Origin of the sequence: Paenibacillus sp. FSL H8-0457 (assembly GCF_038051935.1) — a bacterium.
Classification (GTDB): Bacteria; Bacillota; Bacilli; order Paenibacillales; family Paenibacillaceae; genus Paenibacillus_AQ; species Paenibacillus_AQ lautus_A.
Genome location: NZ_CP150293.1, coordinates 2,090,302 through 2,109,892, shown reverse-complemented (window position 1 = coordinate 2,109,892; position 19,591 = coordinate 2,090,302). Strand labels below are relative to the sequence as shown.

General features: G+C 50.5%; 17 protein-coding genes. 2 read left to right on the top strand and 15 right to left on the bottom strand.

Annotation, left to right across the window (positions count from 1 at the left end):
• Positions 1 to 17: 17 nt before the first annotated feature.
• From MHI43_RS09105 to MHI43_RS09035, 15 genes are all read right to left on the bottom strand, one after another.
• Positions 18 to 1,961: a stage V sporulation protein D gene (locus MHI43_RS09105; protein WP_015734232.1), complete on the bottom strand. Its 1,944-nt coding sequence runs from the start codon at positions 1,959 to 1,961 to the stop codon at positions 18 to 20.
• A gap of 86 nt (positions 1,962 to 2,047) precedes the next feature.
• Positions 2,048 to 4,354 (bottom strand): penicillin-binding transpeptidase domain-containing protein, encoded by a 2,307-nt coding sequence (locus MHI43_RS09100; RefSeq protein ID WP_036666012.1) that lies wholly within the window; start codon positions 4,352 to 4,354, stop codon positions 2,048 to 2,050.
• Positions 4,355 to 4,372: 18 nt separating this feature from the next.
• A complete protein-coding gene (locus MHI43_RS09095; RefSeq protein WP_036666013.1) occupies positions 4,373 to 4,786 on the bottom strand; it encodes a hypothetical protein in 414 nt (137 codons plus the stop codon).
• A 33-nt stretch (positions 4,787 to 4,819) separates the two neighbouring features.
• The gene (gene rsmH / locus MHI43_RS09090; protein ID WP_036666015.1) at positions 4,820 to 5,773 is read right to left on the bottom strand and encodes a 16S rRNA (cytosine(1402)-N(4))-methyltransferase RsmH; all 954 of its coding nucleotides are present in this window, start codon (positions 5,771 to 5,773) and stop codon (positions 4,820 to 4,822) included.
• A 79-nt stretch (positions 5,774 to 5,852) separates the two neighbouring features.
• A complete protein-coding gene (mraZ, locus tag MHI43_RS09085; protein ID WP_009590832.1) occupies positions 5,853 to 6,290 on the bottom strand; it encodes a division/cell wall cluster transcriptional repressor MraZ in 438 nt (145 codons plus the stop codon).
• Between the two features lie 207 nt (positions 6,291 to 6,497).
• Entirely contained in the window at positions 6,498 to 7,766 is a 1,269-nt protein-coding gene (locus tag MHI43_RS09080) for an adenosylhomocysteinase (protein ID WP_036666017.1), read from the bottom strand.
• A gap of 40 nt (positions 7,767 to 7,806) precedes the next feature.
• On the bottom strand, positions 7,807 to 9,438 hold the full coding sequence (gene bshC / locus MHI43_RS09075; RefSeq protein WP_036666019.1) for a bacillithiol biosynthesis cysteine-adding enzyme BshC: 1,632 nt from the start codon (positions 9,436 to 9,438) through the stop codon (positions 7,807 to 7,809).
• A gap of 188 nt (positions 9,439 to 9,626) precedes the next feature.
• On the bottom strand, positions 9,627 to 10,565 hold the full coding sequence (locus MHI43_RS09070) for an ATP-binding cassette domain-containing protein (protein ID WP_009590843.1): 939 nt from the start codon (positions 10,563 to 10,565) through the stop codon (positions 9,627 to 9,629).
• A complete protein-coding gene (locus tag MHI43_RS09065; protein WP_036666022.1) occupies positions 10,562 to 11,557 on the bottom strand; it encodes an ABC transporter ATP-binding protein in 996 nt (331 codons plus the stop codon). The genes MHI43_RS09070 and MHI43_RS09065 overlap by 4 nt, the downstream gene beginning before the upstream one ends.
• Before the next feature lie 13 nt (positions 11,558 to 11,570).
• Positions 11,571 to 12,521, bottom strand: coding sequence for an ABC transporter permease (locus MHI43_RS09060; RefSeq protein ID WP_009590830.1), 951 nt, complete (start codon positions 12,519 to 12,521; stop codon positions 11,571 to 11,573).
• Between the two features lie 2 nt (positions 12,522 to 12,523).
• Positions 12,524 to 13,456: an ABC transporter permease gene (locus MHI43_RS09055; protein ID WP_009590847.1), complete on the bottom strand. Its 933-nt coding sequence runs from the start codon at positions 13,454 to 13,456 to the stop codon at positions 12,524 to 12,526.
• Positions 13,457 to 13,663: 207 nt separating this feature from the next.
• On the bottom strand, positions 13,664 to 15,328 hold the full coding sequence (locus tag MHI43_RS09050; RefSeq protein WP_015734226.1) for a peptide ABC transporter substrate-binding protein: 1,665 nt from the start codon (positions 15,326 to 15,328) through the stop codon (positions 13,664 to 13,666).
• A 149-nt stretch (positions 15,329 to 15,477) separates the two neighbouring features.
• Positions 15,478 to 15,864, bottom strand: coding sequence for a DUF3397 domain-containing protein (locus MHI43_RS09045; RefSeq protein ID WP_036666023.1), 387 nt, complete (start codon positions 15,862 to 15,864; stop codon positions 15,478 to 15,480).
• Positions 15,865 to 15,875: 11 nt separating this feature from the next.
• A complete protein-coding gene (locus tag MHI43_RS09040) occupies positions 15,876 to 16,835 on the bottom strand; it encodes a 2-dehydropantoate 2-reductase (RefSeq protein ID WP_036666025.1) in 960 nt (319 codons plus the stop codon).
• A gap of 139 nt (positions 16,836 to 16,974) precedes the next feature.
• Positions 16,975 to 17,625 carry an RsfA family transcriptional regulator gene (locus tag MHI43_RS09035; protein ID WP_015734223.1) on the bottom strand — a complete coding sequence of 217 codons (651 nt, stop codon included), beginning with the start codon at positions 17,623 to 17,625 and terminating at the stop codon, positions 16,975 to 16,977.
• A gap of 341 nt (positions 17,626 to 17,966) precedes the next feature.
• Here MHI43_RS09035 and MHI43_RS09030 point away from each other — a divergent pair, with 341 nt between their 5' ends.
• Positions 17,967 to 18,203, top strand: coding sequence for a DUF2626 domain-containing protein (locus tag MHI43_RS09030; RefSeq protein ID WP_006209059.1), 237 nt, complete (start codon positions 17,967 to 17,969; stop codon positions 18,201 to 18,203).
• Between the two features lie 254 nt (positions 18,204 to 18,457).
• Complete coding sequence (locus MHI43_RS09025; RefSeq protein ID WP_036666027.1) at positions 18,458 to 19,570, top strand: hypothetical protein; 1,113 nt, start codon at positions 18,458 to 18,460, stop codon at positions 19,568 to 19,570.
• Positions 19,571 to 19,591 lie beyond the last annotated feature (21 nt).

Here is a 19,591-nt window from a genome sequence, read left to right as displayed (position 1 = left end):
GCCGACTGGATGATGCCTTAGTGTTCGTGCTTGGATTCCCCCGGGTCTTCGCCCATGTAAATCCGAATGGTGGACCCTCGCTCCACCCGGCTTCCCGGCTTCGGCGCCTGGGAAATTACCGTATTGCCGGTTCCAGACTTGGCCAGCATGAAGTTCATATTTAAGTCTTCATACAGATCCTGAACGGTTGCACCGACCAGGTTCGGTACGGTCACGGTCGGCGTCTCGCCGTACTTGTATTCGCGGGCAAGCTGATCTTTGCGCGGCGGGACGTTCATATAGTGCAGCGCATCCTCCAGGATATTCTGCACGATCGGGGCTGCCACGACGCCGCCGAACTGTATGCCTTTCGGGTTATCCACCGCCGTGTACACCACGATTTCCGGGTCATCGGCTGGCGCGAATCCGATGAAGGAGACGATATGCTCGGTTGACGAGTAACGGCCGTTAATCACCTTCTGGGCGGTACCGGTCTTCCCTCCCACACGATAACCGTCAATAAAGGCCGGACGTCCGGTTCCTTTGGCGACGACGCTTTCGAGTGCCTCGCGCACTTGCTTGGAGGTTTCCTCCGAGATTACTTGTCTGACGAGCTCCGGTTTGATTTCTTCCACCGTCTCGCCCGTCTCCGGATTGACCCAAGCCTTGGCGACGTGCGGCTTGAACAGCTTACCGCCGTTAATGGCGGCGGACACGGCCGCAACCTGCTGGATCGGCGTAACCGATACGCCTTGGCCAAACGCCGTTGTGGCCAGCTCGACAGGGCCAACGTTATCGAGTTTGAACAGAATGCCGTTCTCTTCCCCATTCAAATCGATGCCCGTCTTCGCACCAAAGCCGAAATCCCGGATATACTGGAACAGGCTTTCCTTGCCCAGCTTCTGGCCCAATGCCACAAAGCCCGGGTTGCAGGAGTTCTGCACAACCTCCATGAAGGTTTGACTGCCATGGCCGCCTTTCTTCCAGCAGCGCAGCCTGGCTCCGCCGACCTCTACCGCCCCGCTGTCGAAGAAATGGTCGTTCTTCAGATCGACCTTGTCCTCTTCGAGGGCAGCGGCAAGCGTAATAATCTTGAACGTCGAGCCCGGCTCATAGGTCATCCAGATCGGCAAGTTGCGATTGTATGTCTCCGCTGAAAATTCCTGATAGTTGGCAGGGGAGTACCCCGGCCTGCTGGCCATCGCCAAAATCTCGCCCGTCTTCGGATTCATGGCAATCGACCATGCTCCATTCGCCTGGTATTTCACCATGGCCTGGTCAAGCTCCCGCTCCATGATGGACTGGATCGATTTATCGATCGTCAGCTCCAGATTCAGACCGTCGCGGGGCTCTACGTATTTCTCCGAGGAGCCCGGCATGATTCTTCCGCCCGCATCGGACAAATAGGATATTCCGCCTTCGAAGCCCTTCAGCTTGTCGTCATGCATGGCTTCCAGGCCGGTGAGTCCCTGGCTGTAGGCTCCCGTAAACCCCAAAATATGGGCCGCGAGATCGCCGTAGGGATAATACCGTTTGTTATCCTCAGCAACAACGATACCCGGCAGCTTCAAATCACGAATTTCCTGAGCCAGCTCCATCGTAATTTTTCGTCCACCGGGATTTATCCGTTCCAATCTCGAACGTTTCGTAATGATCTTCTTGATATCGGCCTTGTCCATGCTGATCAGTCCGGCCAACGTCTCGGCTGTATGGTCCGGATCTTTGATTTGTACAGGAATCGCCCAAATGGTCGGTGTCGTTATATTCGTAACCAATGCGGTTCCGTTACGGTCCAGAATTTCGCCCCGCTGTGCCGCAAACGGAATGTCGCGGCGCCAGAGGTCCTCCGCCTTCGCCGACAGCTCCGCGCCTTTCCCGATCTGCACATAGGCCAGTCTGATGATCAGCGCAGAGAACAGCAGGAGCAGCAGCAGCAGGCTCCAGAGCAGCCTTCTCCGCTGCGATACCTTGGATACTTTCACCTAAGCTTCCCTCCCTGTTTGAACCCGAAAGCTCATGATATGCGTTCTTCACATGAGTATTCGGGACAAACCCGGGTTAGAACAAGCTATTCCCCTCCTGTATCGCCTTGTCCTGGGTCGTTTGCTTCTGCTTCGTTATCGGGGGTTCCTTCCGCCTCTTTGTCGCCGGTTTCTTCCCCGTTCGCATTTTCGTTGCCAGCGGAGGAGGTTTCATCGGTACTGCTGCTCCCCGTTATCAGCTCTTGAGCCGATTTCAGCGTTAATTGCACGATCCGCTGGCCATTCTCTTTGGCTTCCAATTGCGATACAACGAAACCCTCGCCCTGAACGTTCACCTTTACTTTCATCAAGGTGAGCACCTCCATGGCATCCCTAAGCGATTCTCCCTCTAAATTCGGGATTTTCATCGATGGGCTGTCCTCTGTAAGAAGATAAATGCGCTGTCCAACGTTAATGATCGAATTTGCGGGCGGATACTGCTCCTTCACGGTGCTTCCATTGCCCAATGTCTCAAACGCAACCCCGTCCTTCAACAGCTTGGCCTTTACTTCGCTGAGCTTCATTCCCGTAAAGTCCGGTGCTTTAAGGGCATCCTTCGGCGCCGTTCCCGGATTCGATTTTTCTTTATCCTGAGTTTCAGTCGTTTTGGGAACGCCCCAATAATTCAAGGTCTTGGAGACGATTTCCTTGAAGATCGGTGCCGCCAGCGCGCCGCCGCCCTTCTCCACGTTCGGCTCGTCGATAATGACCAGCACGGCAATCTTCGGATTTTCGACGGGTGCGTACCCGATGAACGAAACCACCTGTTTCGAACGGTCTTTATATCCGCCGCCGGATTTAATGGCGGTACCGGTTTTGCCCGCAACGCGGTAGCCGTCGATATACGCAAGCTTGCCTGTGCCGTTTAATTGGTCGGCTACGACTTGCTCAAGGTAAGTCCCTGTTTCTCTTGCGGCTTCGGGAGATATGACCTGGCGCACGACTTTCGGCTCGATTTTCTGAACCTCGCCCGTGTTGGGGTCCTCGATCTCCTTCACCATATGCGGCTCCATGAGCTTGCCGCCGTTGGCAACGGCGGAAATGGCCGCAATCTGTTGTATAGGCGTTACCGATACGGCGTAACCGTAGGTCATGGTTGAAATATCGGAATCATAGGTCATGTTCAAGGTACCGAGAATTTCCCCCGGCAGGTCAATATTCGTTTTCTCGGTAAACCCGAACTCCCGAATATAATTGGTAAACCGCTCCTTGCCGAGCATCTCGTATCCGAGTTTAACAAAAGCAACGTTACTCGACTTTTTCACGCCTTCCAGGTAGGTGATCGGTCCCCACCCTACGCTGTTTATGTCCCGGTGGGTTCTTCCCCCCGCCCTTATGGAACCAGATTGATAAATAGCACCCGGGTTAAACAGCTTTTCCTGCACTGCGCTGGCCAGGGTTACAATTTTGAAGGTCGATCCCGGCTCATAGATGGACCGCACGGCATGATTGATAAAATTCTTTTGATTCCATTTCGAATATGTATTGGGATCAAAAGTCGGCATGTTGGCCATCCCCAGTATTTCCATCGTGTTCGGATCCGCCGCGATCACCGTCATGCTGATTGGTTTATATTGGTTATACGTGTCGCGCATCGCTTCCTCGATATAATACTGGATTGTATCGTCGGTCGTCAGTACTAAATTTTTCCCATTTATTGCAGGCTGGTATAATTCATCCTCGCTGGGCAGCTTGACTCCCTTCTTGTCGCTCTTGTAAGAAGCGAATCCGTCGGTCCCCTTCAGCATCTCGTCATAGTATTGCTCAATGCCTCCGATCCCCTGTCCTTGACGATCGGTATAACCCAGCATATGTGCAGCCAATGTCTCTTTGGGATAGAAGCGTTTTTGCTCGCGTTGAAAGCCGATGCCCGAATCGGGAACTTTGCCTGCGGCCTTCAATCGATCATTCAAGCTTTCGCTGAACTCCTTAACCTCTTCCATCTTCTCCTGGCTGATCTTCCATCCTTCGTTGCGGACTTCCACGCCCTTGAGGTATTCCCCATCCTTGCCTTTAGCTTGAACCATTTCACGAAGCTTGTCCTCATCCTTGCCGAGAGTTTCGTGCAGCCCTTTAACGACCTCGTTCTCCAAGCCGTTAGCCTGGATGACCGCAGGGTTTACAATGACCGTGAAGGCAGGGGCGTCCATGGCCAGGATGTCGCCGTCCCGGTCCATGATCGTACCGCGGGAGGCCGGCAAATCTTGGGTTCTGGACCACTTCTTCAAAGCTTCGGCCTTCCAGAAGTCGTTATCGATCACCTGCAGCCAAAACACCCGACCAATCAATAAAGCAAAAAAGAGGGTTATACATCCCCCTATTAGCACGGTACGCAGTTTGATTTTTTTTATCATCGGTCAAAACCTCACACTTCAATCATTTTGTCCCGAGTCTGAATCCTGTGTCCCGGTTGATCCCGAGACAGGTGATAGATGGATCGTGTTATCGTCCTCAATCGGCACATAACCGAGCTCTTTCGCCTTGTCCAATACCTGCATCTCCAGCGTTTGCTTCTCTACCTGAAGTTGATCAATATTTCGCTTCGCTTTGAGTATATTATTGTCGGTATCATGAATTTGCCGGTTCAAGTCATAGGAATGAACATGACTCATGCCGATGACGCCCATGACGGCAACCACGAACACCACGGACAACAAATACAACAGCTTTTCTTTTTGCGGAAGCTGGGAACGACGTTTAACGACTTTGGTCTTCTCGAGATAAGCGGACTGCTGCGTTTCCTTCTGTCTCTCCTGTACGGCTAAATTGCCGCGCGTGTAAGCCATGGCTGATTCTCCTTCTTCAGGGATTTGATGTTTCTACAGTTTCTCCGCAATCCGCAGCTTCGCCGAACGCGCCCTTGGATTACTCTCAATTTCTTCCGCCGACGGGATAAGCGGTTTACGGTTTACCAGTTTCAGATCGCCTTGACCGCCACCGCATACGCACATCGGAAAGTCTGGAGGGCACGTGCACTTGGGAATGTAACTGTTAAAAATCTGCTTGCATATCCGGTCTTCGAGCGAGTGGAAGGTAATCACCGAGACCCTTCCTCCCGGTGCAAGACATCTTACGGCTTGATGAAGCGCATCCTCGAAAGCGCCCAGCTCATCGTTTACCGCGATGCGAAATGCTTGAAAGCTTCGCTTCGCCGGGTGGCCGCCCGTTCTTCGAGCCGCGGCCGGTATCCCTTCCTTAATCATTTCGACAAGCTCTCCGGTTGTCTGAATAGGACTCTGTGCCCTTCTTTCAACGATGACCTTGGCAATCCGCCTTGAAAACTTCTCTTCGCCGTATTGGTACAATATCCGCGCGATTTCCTGTTCCGGCCATTCGTTTACAATCTTGGCTGCTGTAAGCTCGGCGGATTGATCCATCCGCATATCCAGCGGGGCATCATGATTGTAGCTAAACCCTCTCTCCCCTTCATCAAATTGCGGAGAAGATACGCCCAAATCGAACAGTATACCGTCAACTTGCGGCTGCCCGTTCTCGCCAGCCCCCACTTCGCGTCGGAGCACCTCCTCCAAATCGCGAAAATTGGTCTTAACGAGGGTGATCCGGTCCGCATAAGGCTTCATGGCCTCCCGGGCGTTATTCAATGCCCAGTCGTCCTGATCCAAAGCGATCAACCGGCCTTCCGAACTTAGTTGGGAAGCAATGAGCGAGCTGTGCCCCGCCCCCCCGAGCGTACAGTCAACATATATACCGTCTGGTTTGATGCGCAGCCCTTCTGTCGCTTCTTGCTTAAGCACTGTGATGTGATGGAACAAAGCTGCAGCCCTCCATTGTGTCTCTTACATGATTTTTAGTGTAACTTGTCCATTTCGATTACGGGATTTTCCTAGCTGGTCATAAGTCAAAATCAAAGTCTACCAGCTTCTCTGCAATGTCGTTGAACGCTTCCTCCGACTGCTGATAGTAATTCTGCCATTGCTCCTTGCTCCAGATCTCCACGCGGCTCGATACGCCGATGACGACGCATTCTTTCTCGAGCTTGGCGAACTCGCGCAAATTGCCCGGCAAATTTACCCTTCCCTGTTTATCCCATTCACATTCCGTCGCTCCGGAGAAAAAAAACCGGGTGAATGCGCGTGCATCCGACTTCATGAGGGGTAGGGATTTGAGCTTCTGCTCCATGATGGCCCATTCATCTTTGGGGTATACAAAGAGGCAATTGTCCAAACCGCGGGTTACGATAAACGAGGTGCCCAAGAGGTCGCGAAATTTAGCGGGGATGATGATTCTCCCCTTATCGTCGATGCTATGCTGAAACTCCCCCATAAACATCAGGCATTCCACTCCTTAACCCCGATTCCCCACTTTGCACCACTTTCCACCACTTTAGGATAATAGATTCGGCGTCAAGAATCAAATCCCTTCTGAGCTGTATTTGTTTTTTTGGAACTTTCTCTCAGAACAACCGCGCAAAAAACCTCCTTTCATCCCGTCGGGGGATGGAAAGGAGGTTTGCAAATGATCTGAAGCTGCTGCGGTTTAATGCTGGGCCCAGCTGTCCAAGTAGGATTTCTGCTCAGCGCTCAGGCTGTCGATATGGATACCTAGACTTTCCAGTTTATATAATGCAACCTGTTGATCCAGCTCGTACGGAACATTCACGACGCGGTTGCCGATGCCCTGGTACTGATCATTCACGTGTTTGAGCGACAAGGCCTGAAGCGCAAACGTCATATCCATGATTTCTGCCGGATGTCCGTCCCCTGCCGCCAGATTCACCAAACGGCCTTCTGCAAGCAAATAGATCTTGCGGCCGTCCTTCAAATGGTATTCTTCGATATTGCGACGAACCGTCCGAACCGATTGGGATCGCTCCGACAGATCCGGTTTGTTGACTTCCACATCGAAGTGCCCGGCATTGGACAAAATGGCGCCATCCTTCATGACATCAAAGTCTTCTCCGCTAATGACGTCGCGGTTGCCCGTGACGGTTACGAAAAAGTCTCCCCGTTTAGCCGCTTCGCGCATCGGCATAACGTGGAAGCCGTCCATGTACGCCTCAACCGCCTTGATCGGATCAATCTCGGTCACAATGACGTTGGCGCCGAGACCCTTGGCGCGCATCGCCACGCCTTTTCCGCACCAGCCGTAGCCTACGACAACGACCGTCTTACCTGCAACCACCAGGTTGGTCGTTCGGTTAATTCCGTCCCAGACCGATTGCCCCGTACCGTAACGGTTATCGAATAAGTACTTGCAGTACGCGTCGTTCACGGCAACCATCGGGAATTTCAGAGCGCCTTCTTTCTCCAGCGATTTCAGGCGCAGAATGCCCGTCGTTGTCTCTTCGGCACCGCCTCGCACTCCTTCTAGCAGATCCGTGCGCTCGGAGTGAAGGATCGTTACGAGATCCCCGCCATCGTCGATGATCAGATCCGGTCTCGTTTCCAGCGTTGAGATGAGGTGCTGCTTGTATTCCTCCGGATCCGGGTTGTACTTGGCAAACACCGTGATTCCGTCTTCCACCAACGCCGCGCATACATCATCCTGCGTCGACAGCGGATTGCTGCCGGTAATCGTCACTTCGGCTCCGCCGGCTTGGACGACCTTCGCCAGATACGCGGTCTTCGCTTCCAGATGCAGCGAGATGGCCACTTTCAAGCCTTTGAACGGTTGTTCTTTCTCGAATTGTTCGCGTACCCGGTTCAATACCGGCATGTGCGCCTGCACCCAATCAATTTTGAGATGACCTTCCGGTGCCAGTTTCAGGTCGGCAATATTGCTGGTTTGTATTGATGATGAGCTCATTTAACAGCCTCCTAGGATCTGATGTTTGAATTCCTGATCATTATACGTAAACGACGCGGTGCATGCCCGAAGCATCGTATGGGATTTCCATCAGGCGATCCACCAGATTCAATCCGTAACGATTCATGTATTCCAGTATGTTGTATACCCGCTCCTGAGGCTTCCCTTCCGGGAGCAGCGTCTGTTCGATGCGCTTCCACTGCGCCAAGGCGGCCTCATGCTGCTGTTCCAGGGCATTCCGGGATTTACTTAACAGGTAATCCATCTGCTCCAATATTTTATCTTTGTTGGTTAGACCTAATTTTAACAGTCCGCTCTGCATTTTGCCAAGATCTTCTATTAAAGGTTGATATAATGCTTCGAATTGTTTCCGGGTTTCGCTGAAGCGTTCCTCCAGATTCAGTTCGTCCTTGCTTGCCAGCCAAGCCTCGCGCTTCTCGGACAAGCGAAGCTGAACATCCTCGAAAGACAATCCGTATTTCTCCATCAGCTTGTGGACGGCGCCGTCCACAATGGAGAAAGACATTCTCGGGATGATTAGCGGCATCTGCAAGCCCATATCGGCAAATGCATAGCGCGTAATCGCCCAGTAAGAGATTTCGCCAGGACCGAGTATCGTCCCCAGCACGGGGAGCAGCGAGTCCTGCATGATCGGCCGGGTCAGCACGTTATTGCTGAAGCGCTCAGGAAACTGATGCAAATCCTGAAGCAATTCTTCCTCCGTGAGAGAAACGATGCCCTTGCGGTCGGAGAACACGCCTCCTTCCCGGTACAGCAGCAGGCGTCTGCCTTCATGCAAGTAGAACAGATTGGCCCCGTTCTCGGATACGTCGGCCTGGACCTCGTATCCCAGTCCGTCGATATCCCTTGCAGCCTGCTGGTACGAAAGTCCCAGTGTCTCGTTGCGGGTAATCAGCGATTCGAATATGGGCACTTCCAGCGCCCGAAGTCCCGGGTCTGCGGAATCCAGGAGGATCAGTCCATATTTGCCGAACATGGAGCCGATGAGTTTAGCGAATGCCTCGCTTAATCCGGCCGAGCCGTCAAACGATTGAGACGCAAGCTTCAGCAGGTCTGCCTTGTATTCGCTGTCCGCCAGCTGCGTCTGAAGCTCTGCCAGCATCATCGACCAGTCCTCTTCAGGAACATCGGTATAACTCACCGATGTCCTGAGCCCGTCCCTGGCATCCAGCTTGATTTTGGACAGCTGCTGATCCGGAGTCAGGAAATACGTGTGATTGACTTCATCCCAGTCATGGTCCTCTCCGGCGATCCAAAATACAGGCACAACGGGACGATTCAAGCGTTCCTCCGCTTCGCGGGCAGCCTGAATCACGGTGATGGCTTTATATATGACAAGCAGGGGGCCGGTAAACAAACCGCTTTGCTGTCCACCAACCATGGTAACAGTTCCGGGCTGTTCCAGCAGTTGAAGTGATTTATGTACGGCGGGGTGATCATTGTGTTTCTGGTTATACGTTCGAAGACATGCTGCCAGCGATTTGCGCTGAATTCGTTTGTCTTCCGAAAGATCCAGCCATTGTACCCGCTCGGCATAGCCGTGCTCGCCGCGGTGATCTTCACCGTAGAACCCGCTTACCCGGTCGAAATGGTGAATATAATCATGGGCGAGACGCGAAGCGAGGGATAATGGTTCCGGAACGATATTCATGAGGTATGCCTCCTATTCTACGTCGCAACCAAATCTAGATTGTGCATGCAGGTAAATTTATTTCTTTATTTTTTGCCTTTCTTGATTGTACCGAATGTTGGCATTGTGCGTCAAAGGAAAAGAATAGCCGCCGGCACGATGCCAGCGGCTATTCTTGAAGCAGCTTCCTATTAGCAGGTATGGATGACTTAAGCGTAGGCTTTGGCAACCCAGTGTCCTTTGGACACTTCGACCAGCTCCGAATCCTTCACGTCCAGCTGAACCGTTCCGTCTTCGCCTTTGGCTGCCGAAATCGGCCCCTGCGAATCATCTTCCAGCTTGAGGCGCTTTTTGTTTGCCTCAATTTCAGGATCCGGAATCGGAATCGCGGACAGCAGGGTTTTCGTGTACGGATGGATCGGGTTCGCATACAGTTCCTCACTGTCTGCCAGCTCCACCATTTTGCCCAAATACATCACCGCTACCCGGTCGCTGATATGCTTAACCATGGACAGGTCATGCGCAATAAAGAGATAAGTTAAACCAAGCCGATCCTGCAGATCTTTCAACAAATTGACAACCTGCGCCTGAATCGAAACGTCAAGCGCCGAGATCGGTTCGTCACAAATGATGAATTTAGGGTTTACCGCAAGGGCGCGGGCAATCCCGATCCGTTGACGCTGACCCCCCGAGAATTCGTGGGGGTAACGCGTCGCGTGGTCGCTGTTCAAGCCGACCATATCCAGCAGCTCCTCAATCCGCTTCTTGCGTTCGGCGCGGCTACCTGCCATTCCGTGAATATCCAAGGCTTCGCCGATAATGTCCGACACCGTGAATCTTGGATTCAGCGAGGCATACGGATCCTGAAATATCATCTGCATATCGCGGCGCATCGCCTTCATCTTGCCAGGGGACAGCTTGTAAATGTCCGTTCCGTTAAAATTAACGCTCCCGGCCGTAGGTTCATAGAGGCGAAGAATCGTCCGTCCTGCGGTTGACTTGCCGCAGCCGGACTCACCCACCATACCAAGCGTTTCGCCTTCGCGAATGAAGAAGTTCAGGTCGTCAACCGCCTTAAGAACTTGGCCTTTGCCAACGTTGAAATACTTCTTCAGGCCTTTTACCTCAATCAAATGGTTATCCTTCATGAGCCCTGCGCCTCCTTCGCCATCGGGTGCAGATTCCAGCAGCGCGCCATGTGCGTGTCGCTGAACTCCGTTGCGCCCGGGTCGACCCGTTCGCAAATTCGCATAGCCTCATCACAGCGAGCAGCAAACGGGCAGCCTACCGGCGGCTTAATGAGATCGGGAGGCGTACCGATGATCGGGATCAGCGGCTCGTCCTTCTTCTGATCCAGGCGCGGCATGGAACGAAGCAAGCCTTTGGTATAAGGATGCTGCGGATTTTTGAAAATCTCCCATTTCGTTCCCGTTTCCACCACTTCGCCCGCATACATGACGATCACGCGGTCGCACATGCCGGCAACCACTCCGAGATCATGCGTAATCAGAATGATGGATGTGCCCAAACGCTCCTGCATTTCCTTCATCACGTCCATAATCTGCGCCTGAATGGTAACGTCAAGGGCAGTCGTCGGTTCATCCGCGATCAGCAGGGTCGGCTTACATGCAAGGGCGATCGCGATCATCGCGCGCTGGCGCATACCGCCGGAGAATTCATGCGGATACTGGTTGAAGCGCTCTTCCGCGTTTTTGATGCCCACCAGCTTCAGCATTTCGATGGCATGTTTCTTGGCTTCCGAGAATGACATCCCTTGGTGCTTGACCAGCACTTCCGTGATTTGTTTTCCTATTTTAATGGTTGGATTGAGCGAAGTCATCGGATCCTGGAAGATCATCCCGATATCCTTGCCGCGAATCGCTTCCATCTGTTTGTTCGTTTTTTTGAGAAGGTCTTGTCCTTGGAAAATGACCTCTCCTTTTTTTATTTCTGAGGGCGGGGACGGAATCAATCGCATAATGGTCTGGGCGGTAACACTTTTACCGCTTCCGGACTCACCGACGATGGCAACCGTCTCCCCCTTGCCGACTTCAAAATTCATGCCGCGGACTGCCTTTACTTCACCGCCGCGAACACGAAACGATACGTTGAGGTCCTTCACCTGCAAGATCGGTTCCATACCTTCCCACCTCCTATTTTTTCAATTTCGGATCCAGCGCGTCACGCAATCCATCACCGAAAATGTTAAATGCCAACATCGTCAAGCTGATAAATAGAGCAGGGAACAACATCCGCCATGGATAATACATCCATCCGGACAAGGCATCATTAATCATGGAGCCCCATGATGCAACCGGTGCTTGAACGCCAAGACCAAGGAAACTCAGGAAAGCCTCGGCAAAGATTGCGCTTGGAACCGACAAGGTCAAGGTAACGATGATCGGCCCCATCGCATTCGGAATCAAATGCCGGAACAGCAGGCGCGCAGTTCCCGCACCCATCGAGCGTGAAGCGAGCACATACTCTCTGCTCTTCAGCTGCATGATTTCGCCCCGCACGATCCAGGACATGTTAATCCACCCCGTAATGGTTAAGGCGAGTATGATCGTGCCTAAACTTGGCTCGAATACAACCAACAGCAAGATCGTAACGAGCAGGTACGGAATGGAATACAAAATTTCCGCAAACTTATTCATGAACTCATCGACGCGGCCACCGAAATAACCCATGATGCCGCCATATATTACGCCAATCATCAAGTCAATCGCAGCTGCTGCAAGACCAACGGTCAAGGATATCCGAGCTCCCATCCAGGTACGAACAAAAACGTCGCGGCCCAGATCGTCGGTTCCAAACCAATGTTCTGATGAAGGCGGCATATTCGTATTCATCAAATCATTCGTTTCATAATCATATTTAGAGATCATCGGGCCGATGATGGCCATGATGACAATCAGGATCATTATAATCAAGCCTGTCATTGCCAGCTTGTTCTTGCGCAATCTCTCCCAGGAATCTCTCCAGGAAGACAAGCTTTCACGCTGTATTACCTCGGATTGCTTCTCATCAGGACCAATCTTCTGAAAATCTTCAGGCTTCAAGTTTAGTGCCGCAGGATGAGGCATACGCTGTTCTTTCTCCATGTCTACCTCTCCTTCCCGCCGGTCAATTTAATGCGTGGATCCACAAATACATACACGATGTCCGTGACAAAACGAGCCAGCATCAGCAGGATGCCGTAGAAAATCGTAATTCCCATGATGACGGTATAATCACGGTTCGTGATACTTTCAACAAACTGCTTGCCTATGCCGCCGATACCGAAAATCTGTTCAATGACGACCGAACCCGTGATAATGTTCGCTGTCATTGGACCGACATAAGTCACGACCGGCAAAATACCGTTACGGATAACATGACGGAACATAATCGCAAACCAGTTAAGGCCTTTGGCCTTTGCCGTCTTGATATAATCCGAATGCAAAACTTCCAGCATGCTGGACCTTGTCAAACGAGCGATAAATGCAATCGGTTGTGCAGACAGCGCCATGACCGGAAGCACGTAGTCCAGCGGTCCCTCAAAGCCCATGACGTTGAATATGCCTGCTTTCTCCGCGAGAACGAATTGCAACAAGGACGCGAGCACAAAACTCGGTACCGCGATGCCCAGAACCGAGATAATCATGGCGATGTTGTCAATCAGCTTGCGGTGATACAAGGCTGCAAGCATCCCCAGCAGGACGCCCACGATGACGGATACCACAATCGCGATAAGACCCAAACGTAGTGACGGGCCAAACGTGTCTACAATAATATCTGTTACGGATTGTCCCTGTTTCTTCATGGACAAGCCAAAGTCACCCTGGATGATATTGCCCAAGTATTTCGTATACTGCTGAAATACCGGTTTATCCAAATCATACTGCTCCATCAGCCTCGCCAGAATTTCAGGCGATGGCTTTTTCTCTCCCATAAACGGATCGCCCGGTATGGCTTTCATAAGAAAAAAAGTGGCTGAGATCAGTATGAATAACGATACAAGCATATAAAAAAACTTACTCGCCACATACCTCAGCATTTCGCTAGCCTCCTGATCAGTTCTTCTAAACCAAGCCGTCTCTATAATTGTATAATTCCAGGACGGATTGGGCATCCCTTAACTTTCCCCAACGGACACAAGATTTGGAAACCTTGCGCTCATATAAAAAATCGGGATATATATGAGGTTTAGAATGCCCCACATATATATCCCGAAACGTAACCTTTTATAATGGTTTACAAAAGACTACTCGATATATGCGCGTGTGAAATCAATGTCACCTTTATAATCCAGATGCAAGTTCTTCACCCATGGTTTAACCAGGGACACACTGGAGTAGTAGTAGATCGGCATGACCACTTGGTTGTCTTCAACGAGAATTTTCTCAGCTTGGGACATCAGCTCCATGCGCTTGGCATTATCGCTTGTCGCATAGGCATCCTTCACAAGTTTGTCGTATTCTTCGTTTTTGAAACCAGTGTCATTGTTACCGCCGTTGGATGTCCACATATCGATATAAGTCATCGGGTCGTTATAGTCCGCCCCCCAGCCGGAACGTGCCACTTGATAGTTCAAGTCATCACGATTCTTAAGGAATACGCCCCACTCTTGGTTTTGAACCTTCACAGTAACGCCAAGGTTGTTCTTCCACATATCGGCAATGGCAAGCGCAATTTTCTTGTGGTTGTCATCGGAGTTGTGGATCAGAGTAACTTCAGGCATGGTGGTATAGCCTTTTTCCTTCATTCCTTGCTCGAGCAGTTTCTTGGCTTCTTCAAGATTTTCTTGGAAGTAAGTATCCGGCACCTCGTTACGGTACTCATCGGACTCACCCTTGATGCCTGGAGGAACAAAGCCGTAAGCAGGCAATTGTCCGCCTTGCGTAATTTTCTCTACGATCGCTTTACGGTCAATCGCCATAGAAAATGCTTTACGAATGTTCACATTGTCGAATGGTTCTTCCGTTGTGTTAAAGATATAGAAATACGTCGATGAAATCCCTTTGATCATCAGTTCATCGCCCAGTTCCTTTTTGATCGCCGTCAGTTGATCCGTCGGGATGTTGCCTGTTGGATGACCTGCATAATCCAATTCATCGTTACGGTAGCTTGAAAGTTCAGTTGCAGAGCTGTTGACGATGCTCATTTGGACTTTTTCAAGTTTGATGGAGTCCTTGTCCCAATATTGGTCATTCTTAACAAGCTCGATCTTTTGACCTTTTGTCATTTGTGAAACTTTGAACGGACCATTGCCGATCAAAGTGTCCGGTTTGGTCGCCCAAGAAGCATTACCTTCCACAGAGCTGTGAACCGGGAAGTACGTTTGGAAAGACATCAAGCTGAGGAAGTATGGCGTTGGGTTCTCCAGCGTAACTTCCAGCGTGTAATCATCGGTAGCTTTTACGCCCACTTCATTGGCGTCTTTGATCTCTCCAAGATTGTAAGCTTCAGCGTTCTTGATATAGTACAGCTGATATGCGTACGGTGATGCAGGAGTAAAGTTTGGATCAAGTACGCGTTTCCATGCGTATTCAAAGTCCTTGGCCGTTACAGGATCGCCGTTGCTCCATTTGGCATCTTGGCGAAGGGTGAATACATATTTCAGTCCATCTTCCGAAATATCCCATTTTTCAGCCACGCCCGGCTCTTCAGTGCCTTCTGCACCTTTACGAACCAGACCTTCAAACACAGCATTGATTACCGTATTCGATGTATTGTCTTGAGACAACCCCGGATCCAATGTTGGAGGGTCGGAAGCAAGGTTCATGCGAAAGACTTGCTCTTTCGGTTTGTTACCCGCTTCCCCATTGTTGGCACTTTGATCATTCTTGTTAGCTCCACATGCTGCCAGCACTGAACTGAAGGCAAGAATCAGCGTCATGAGAAGCAGTAGTTTCTTTTGTTTCTTCATCTTGCGGTATCCCCCTCATAGATTTTAGGTATATGCTTATCGATTATACAACCAGTGGTCAAAAAAATCCAGAAATCAATAAATTGAAAAATCTGCCTGACCCAATGATCAAACAGATTTCTCATATAATACTAGTTATTAGATTGTACTTACATCATCTTAATTATGTAGGAGAGTAGACCAAAAAATGTAAAAAATATGTAACCAAAACTCATTGTCACAAAGCCGAGCCTCCACACGGCCCGCAGCAGCCTTTTTCCGTTTACCTTGCCTTTCCAGCGGTTTTGCGCACTCCCGATCAGCCCCGCCGCGATCAGCAGCATCAAGAGTATCAGATAAAATCCGAATTTGGTCTGGAACGTATTATTAAACAAGGCGGAAACCGAGAACAGCATAAAAAAGGTGGTGATATCCATGGCCAGCTCCAGCGCTTGTTTTCGATTCTTATTTCTTTGGAGCACTATGATATACACGATCAGAAACGGAATGAACGGAAAAAGACTCAATGTGTTAAACAGACCCTGCAAAAACCCCATGCTAAGACCCCCTATAGATTCATCCCCTCGATGAGCTGCGTGATCAGCTCGTGTTTTGGCACTGAAACGCCATATTTGTGTCCAAGCTGGACAATGCTTCCGTTAATCCAGGCAACTTCCGTCGTTCGGCCGTCCATCACGTCCTTTAGCATGGAGGACGTGTTACCTGAAGTGGATTGACAGACGCTTACAATCCATTCCCACAGCTTGTTTCCATACGGAATTCCGGCAGCTTCATATACAAGGATTCCTTCATGATACAGCTGCTTCATAAGCCCGGCCCGTTCAGGGGAGGATAACAGCGCTCCGTTAGGAATCCGCCACAATGCAGTCAAAGGGTTAATGACCGCATTCATCAGCAGTTTACGATAAATCATCTCATCCATCTCATTCGACAATAAAGCTTCAAATCCTGCTCTATTCAGCTCTTTAACCAGCTCAATTTCATGATCTTCGCGGGATGTTGCCCCTATAAAGCTCGCAGCAGGCATCATTTTGCCGATTGTCGTCGTTCCGTGGCCGGCGTGCAGAACCGAGGAACTGCTTGTACGCTTGGCCCCTTCCGTGGTAATCGCTGCATAGAGCTTCCACATGGGCAGCAGCTCCCGAAGCCGTTCCAAATGGCCTGTACCGTTCTGAAAGCATATGAGATTGCGGCGATGGTGTCCGAATGGTGCCAGCACTTCCCTGGCCATCTCTTCGATCCCTTGCTGCTTCAACATGAGAAAGAGATAATCCGCATCCGCTGCCGCTCCCGACTCGGCAAAGGCATTCCATGCACGGACCGAAAAAGCATGGGGGGCAACGGTCTGAGGCTTCCCCTCCGTCTTCTCGATCGTGATGCCGGTAGTCCGGAGTTTGCTCGCCTGCTCCTCGCTGCGGCACCATACCGTGACGCCGCAGCCTGAAGCCGCAAGTTTGCCGGCATACAACAGGCCCAAAGAGCCGGCCCCGATGATATGTATATTCATGATCATCCCCCATTACTGTCTTTAAACATGATGTGCTAGTCTTAGTATATATCAGAATAATCTTCAATACGCACAAATAACCCGCCAAAGCGCATGAAATGCACTAGTGCGGGTTACGGCGGATCAGGATAACCTTTACCTATTCGATTCGTTCCAGATTACCGTTGGCATCCATTTTGAAGCGGGTCTTCAGTTCCTCGTCCTCTTCATTCAAAAAAGCCAGTCTCCGTGCCCGATCCATAATCTGAATCAGTGCCTTATAATCGTCATTGACCACATGGTAATCGGTTTTCACTTCGCTTACTTCCTTCAACAACCGTTGATTCTCGCTGCGGAGCCTTGCTAGCTCATCCTCTTTTTCACGCAAATTCTTCTCAAGCAGTTTGTACTGGCGTGAACTTTCCTGCAGCCCGCCCTTCCACTGACGAAGGAAACGGATCACCGCATCGATGGACAGCGTCTCTTCGCTTGCGCCATCATTTCTATAAACATCGTGCTCCATTTCCGGAGCTGCCAATCCTGCAACTTGTGGTCCGCTGGCGGAAGGCTGTTTTTTATAATAACTTCTCTTTTGACGCTGAGATTTCGCCAAGCTGATAGCATCCTCATATTTCTTGCGAACACAGCTGTTCCAACGAAATCCGCAAGCCGCCGATGTCCGGCCTATTCTTTCTCCGACTTCCTCAAAGGCAGCCAATTGGGTGCTGCCCTCACGAATATGACGCAGGGTTACCTCCGCCAGTATTAGGTCGTCCTCTGCGCTCCATGCATCCTGTCTCACTGCTGACATACCATAAAACCCTCCTAACGACATCCTAAAATAACCGTCTTCAATACCGTAAATCGGCTGCTGAATAGGGTATAAAAACTGCTTAGTTCATTTCTATGCCTCTCATAGAGTTCATAGAATCTATTTGATACTAAAATGTATTTCCATTTTGATTACAGATCATACTCTTACGGAGGGAAAAGGGGCGTTTCACCCAAATTGTTCCCGAATTCAATGTCCTGCTTCTGGTTAATAATAAAAAATAAAGGGTTTTCTTGAGTTAGGCGTTTACACGTTTTTCCCATAACGCTATAATGTTCATAGCAGCATTATGTGCGTACATACGAGAGGAGGATATAATCGTGGCACGGATGTTTCGAGTCCTTGGCTTTTTCACCCTGACCATCGGGTTGATGGCCTTTGCCGGAGATCATATTGAAATGGCACTGCTTTTCTTCCTGCAGACCGCATTTTTCGTGATCCTGGGATATTTGAAATTCACGGAGAGAACCTATATTCTTCTCTTCTGGGCTTATATGATCGTGACCTTCACAGGCTTTAGCTACTGGACGGTCTTCATTATGGGCAAACCACTCTAATATGTAAACCATGCAAGCGATAAACGAGATCCGCCGGCGGTCAACCTGGACAACCTGAGGCTGCGCTGGTGGATTTTCCTTGCGATTAGAGAACAAGTACTTAAAAGAGCGATCAGGTGCTTTAGCTGCCGGATCGCTTTTTTAGTGCCTAAAGGTTGATAATTGAGTCGTACGCGTCATATATTGGTTAAAATGAAGGGACAGACCGTGGTTGGTATCCTTTCGACTAACAACCATGCAAGGAGGACTCCCGTTTGAAAGTACGAATAAAATACCCACTCCTCCCGGTCTTGCTGTGTTTAACCCTGTTCTTCTGCTTCATCGGCGCTCCCGCTGCGGTTTATTCCCAGCAGGATGTCAGCCCCGTCATGCCTGACTCGGAAGAGGCGCGCAAGCTTCTGGAGGACAGCCTCTCCATCGTGGAAATCGATCATGAAATCGAACGGATAACCAAACGCATGGGGGAATTGCAGACTCTTCAGAATGAGCTGCAAACCCAAATCCAGGATATGGGCTTGCGCATTGAAGACCGGCGAGCTCGGGCGGCCGCCGTCCTTCGGTCATATTACATGGGTGAGCGGGATAACTTATTTTTCATGCTGCTGTCTGCAAAAGACTTAGCCGGCTTTTTCCGCGTCATGGACTTTTACGATATTATTATTCAGAACGACCGGGATACGCTTACCGTGTATAACAATCAGTACCGCTCACTTGCTTCCGCTCAGGCTGAAGCAGCACGGAATGCGTCCCGGCTCGCCGAAGTAAAGGACAGCCTGTTGAAGCAGCGCGAACGGGTGCTTGCGCTTGAGCAGCAGGTAGATGGAGCACTCACAGCCAGCGGCAATCCGGATGCCATGAAGAGGCTGATCGAGGAGTTTACCCTCTATTGGGAGAATGTAGGGCTGTACGAGGTGAAGCGTCATTTCCAGGCCCTGGCTAGCGCCATGGAAAATCTGCCGTCGTTCGTCCAAGGCAGCAAGAATATACTGAAGACCAACGGCAAGGTATACACCATCGACATCCATGAAGATGATCTCAACACGTTTTTAAGATCCGAAGACGAAATCTTTAATAGCTTTGCGTTTCATTTTGACGATGGAAAAGTAATAGCTTCCGGCGAAAGCGGAAATTTGTCGCTGCTGATTGAAGGGAAATACACCGTCATTAACGAACCGGAGAATGCCATTATGTTTGAAGTCGACAAACTTGTGTTCAACCGGCTGGAATTGCCCGACACAACGCGCAGAGCGCTGCAGGAAGAATTCGACATGAACTTTTATCCCAAGCAGCTGGTTTCTTTCTTGAAAGCGACGGAGGTCGCAAGCGACGATCAACGATTAGTGGTCAAAATGGAGCTGGATCTATAGAAAAAGCTGCCCGCGAGGGCA

Bases quoted from the DNA above. Each gene is read 5' to 3' on its own strand.
- MHI43_RS09100 (WP_036666012.1), bottom strand. From the start codon at position 4,354: ATGATAAAAAAAATCAAACTGCGTACCGTGCTAATAGGGGGATGTATA.
- MHI43_RS09095 (WP_036666013.1), bottom strand. From the start codon at position 4,786: ATGGCTTACACGCGCGGCAATTTAGCCGTACAGGAGAGACAGAAGGAA.
- mraZ (WP_009590832.1), bottom strand. From the start codon at position 6,290: ATGTTTATGGGGGAGTTTCAGCATAGCATCGACGATAAGGGGAGAATC.
- MHI43_RS09080 (WP_036666017.1), bottom strand. From the start codon at position 7,766: ATGAGCTCATCATCAATACAAACCAGCAATATTGCCGACCTGAAACTG.
- bshC (WP_036666019.1), bottom strand. From the start codon at position 9,438: ATGAATATCGTTCCGGAACCATTATCCCTCGCTTCGCGTCTCGCCCAT.
- MHI43_RS09070 (WP_009590843.1), bottom strand. From the start codon at position 10,565: ATGAAGGATAACCATTTGATTGAGGTAAAAGGCCTGAAGAAGTATTTC.
- MHI43_RS09065 (WP_036666022.1), bottom strand. From the start codon at position 11,557: ATGGAACCGATCTTGCAGGTGAAGGACCTCAACGTATCGTTTCGTGTT.
- MHI43_RS09060 (WP_009590830.1), bottom strand. From the start codon at position 12,521: ATGGAGAAAGAACAGCGTATGCCTCATCCTGCGGCACTAAACTTGAAG.
- MHI43_RS09055 (WP_009590847.1), bottom strand. From the start codon at position 13,456: ATGCTGAGGTATGTGGCGAGTAAGTTTTTTTATATGCTTGTATCGTTA.
- MHI43_RS09050 (WP_015734226.1), bottom strand. From the start codon at position 15,328: ATGAAGAAACAAAAGAAACTACTGCTTCTCATGACGCTGATTCTTGCC.
- MHI43_RS09045 (WP_036666023.1), bottom strand. From the start codon at position 15,864: ATGGGGTTTTTGCAGGGTCTGTTTAACACATTGAGTCTTTTTCCGTTC.
- MHI43_RS09040 (WP_036666025.1), bottom strand. From the start codon at position 16,835: ATGAATATACATATCATCGGGGCCGGCTCTTTGGGCCTGTTGTATGCC.
- MHI43_RS09035 (WP_015734223.1), bottom strand. From the start codon at position 17,625: ATGTCAGCAGTGAGACAGGATGCATGGAGCGCAGAGGACGACCTAATA.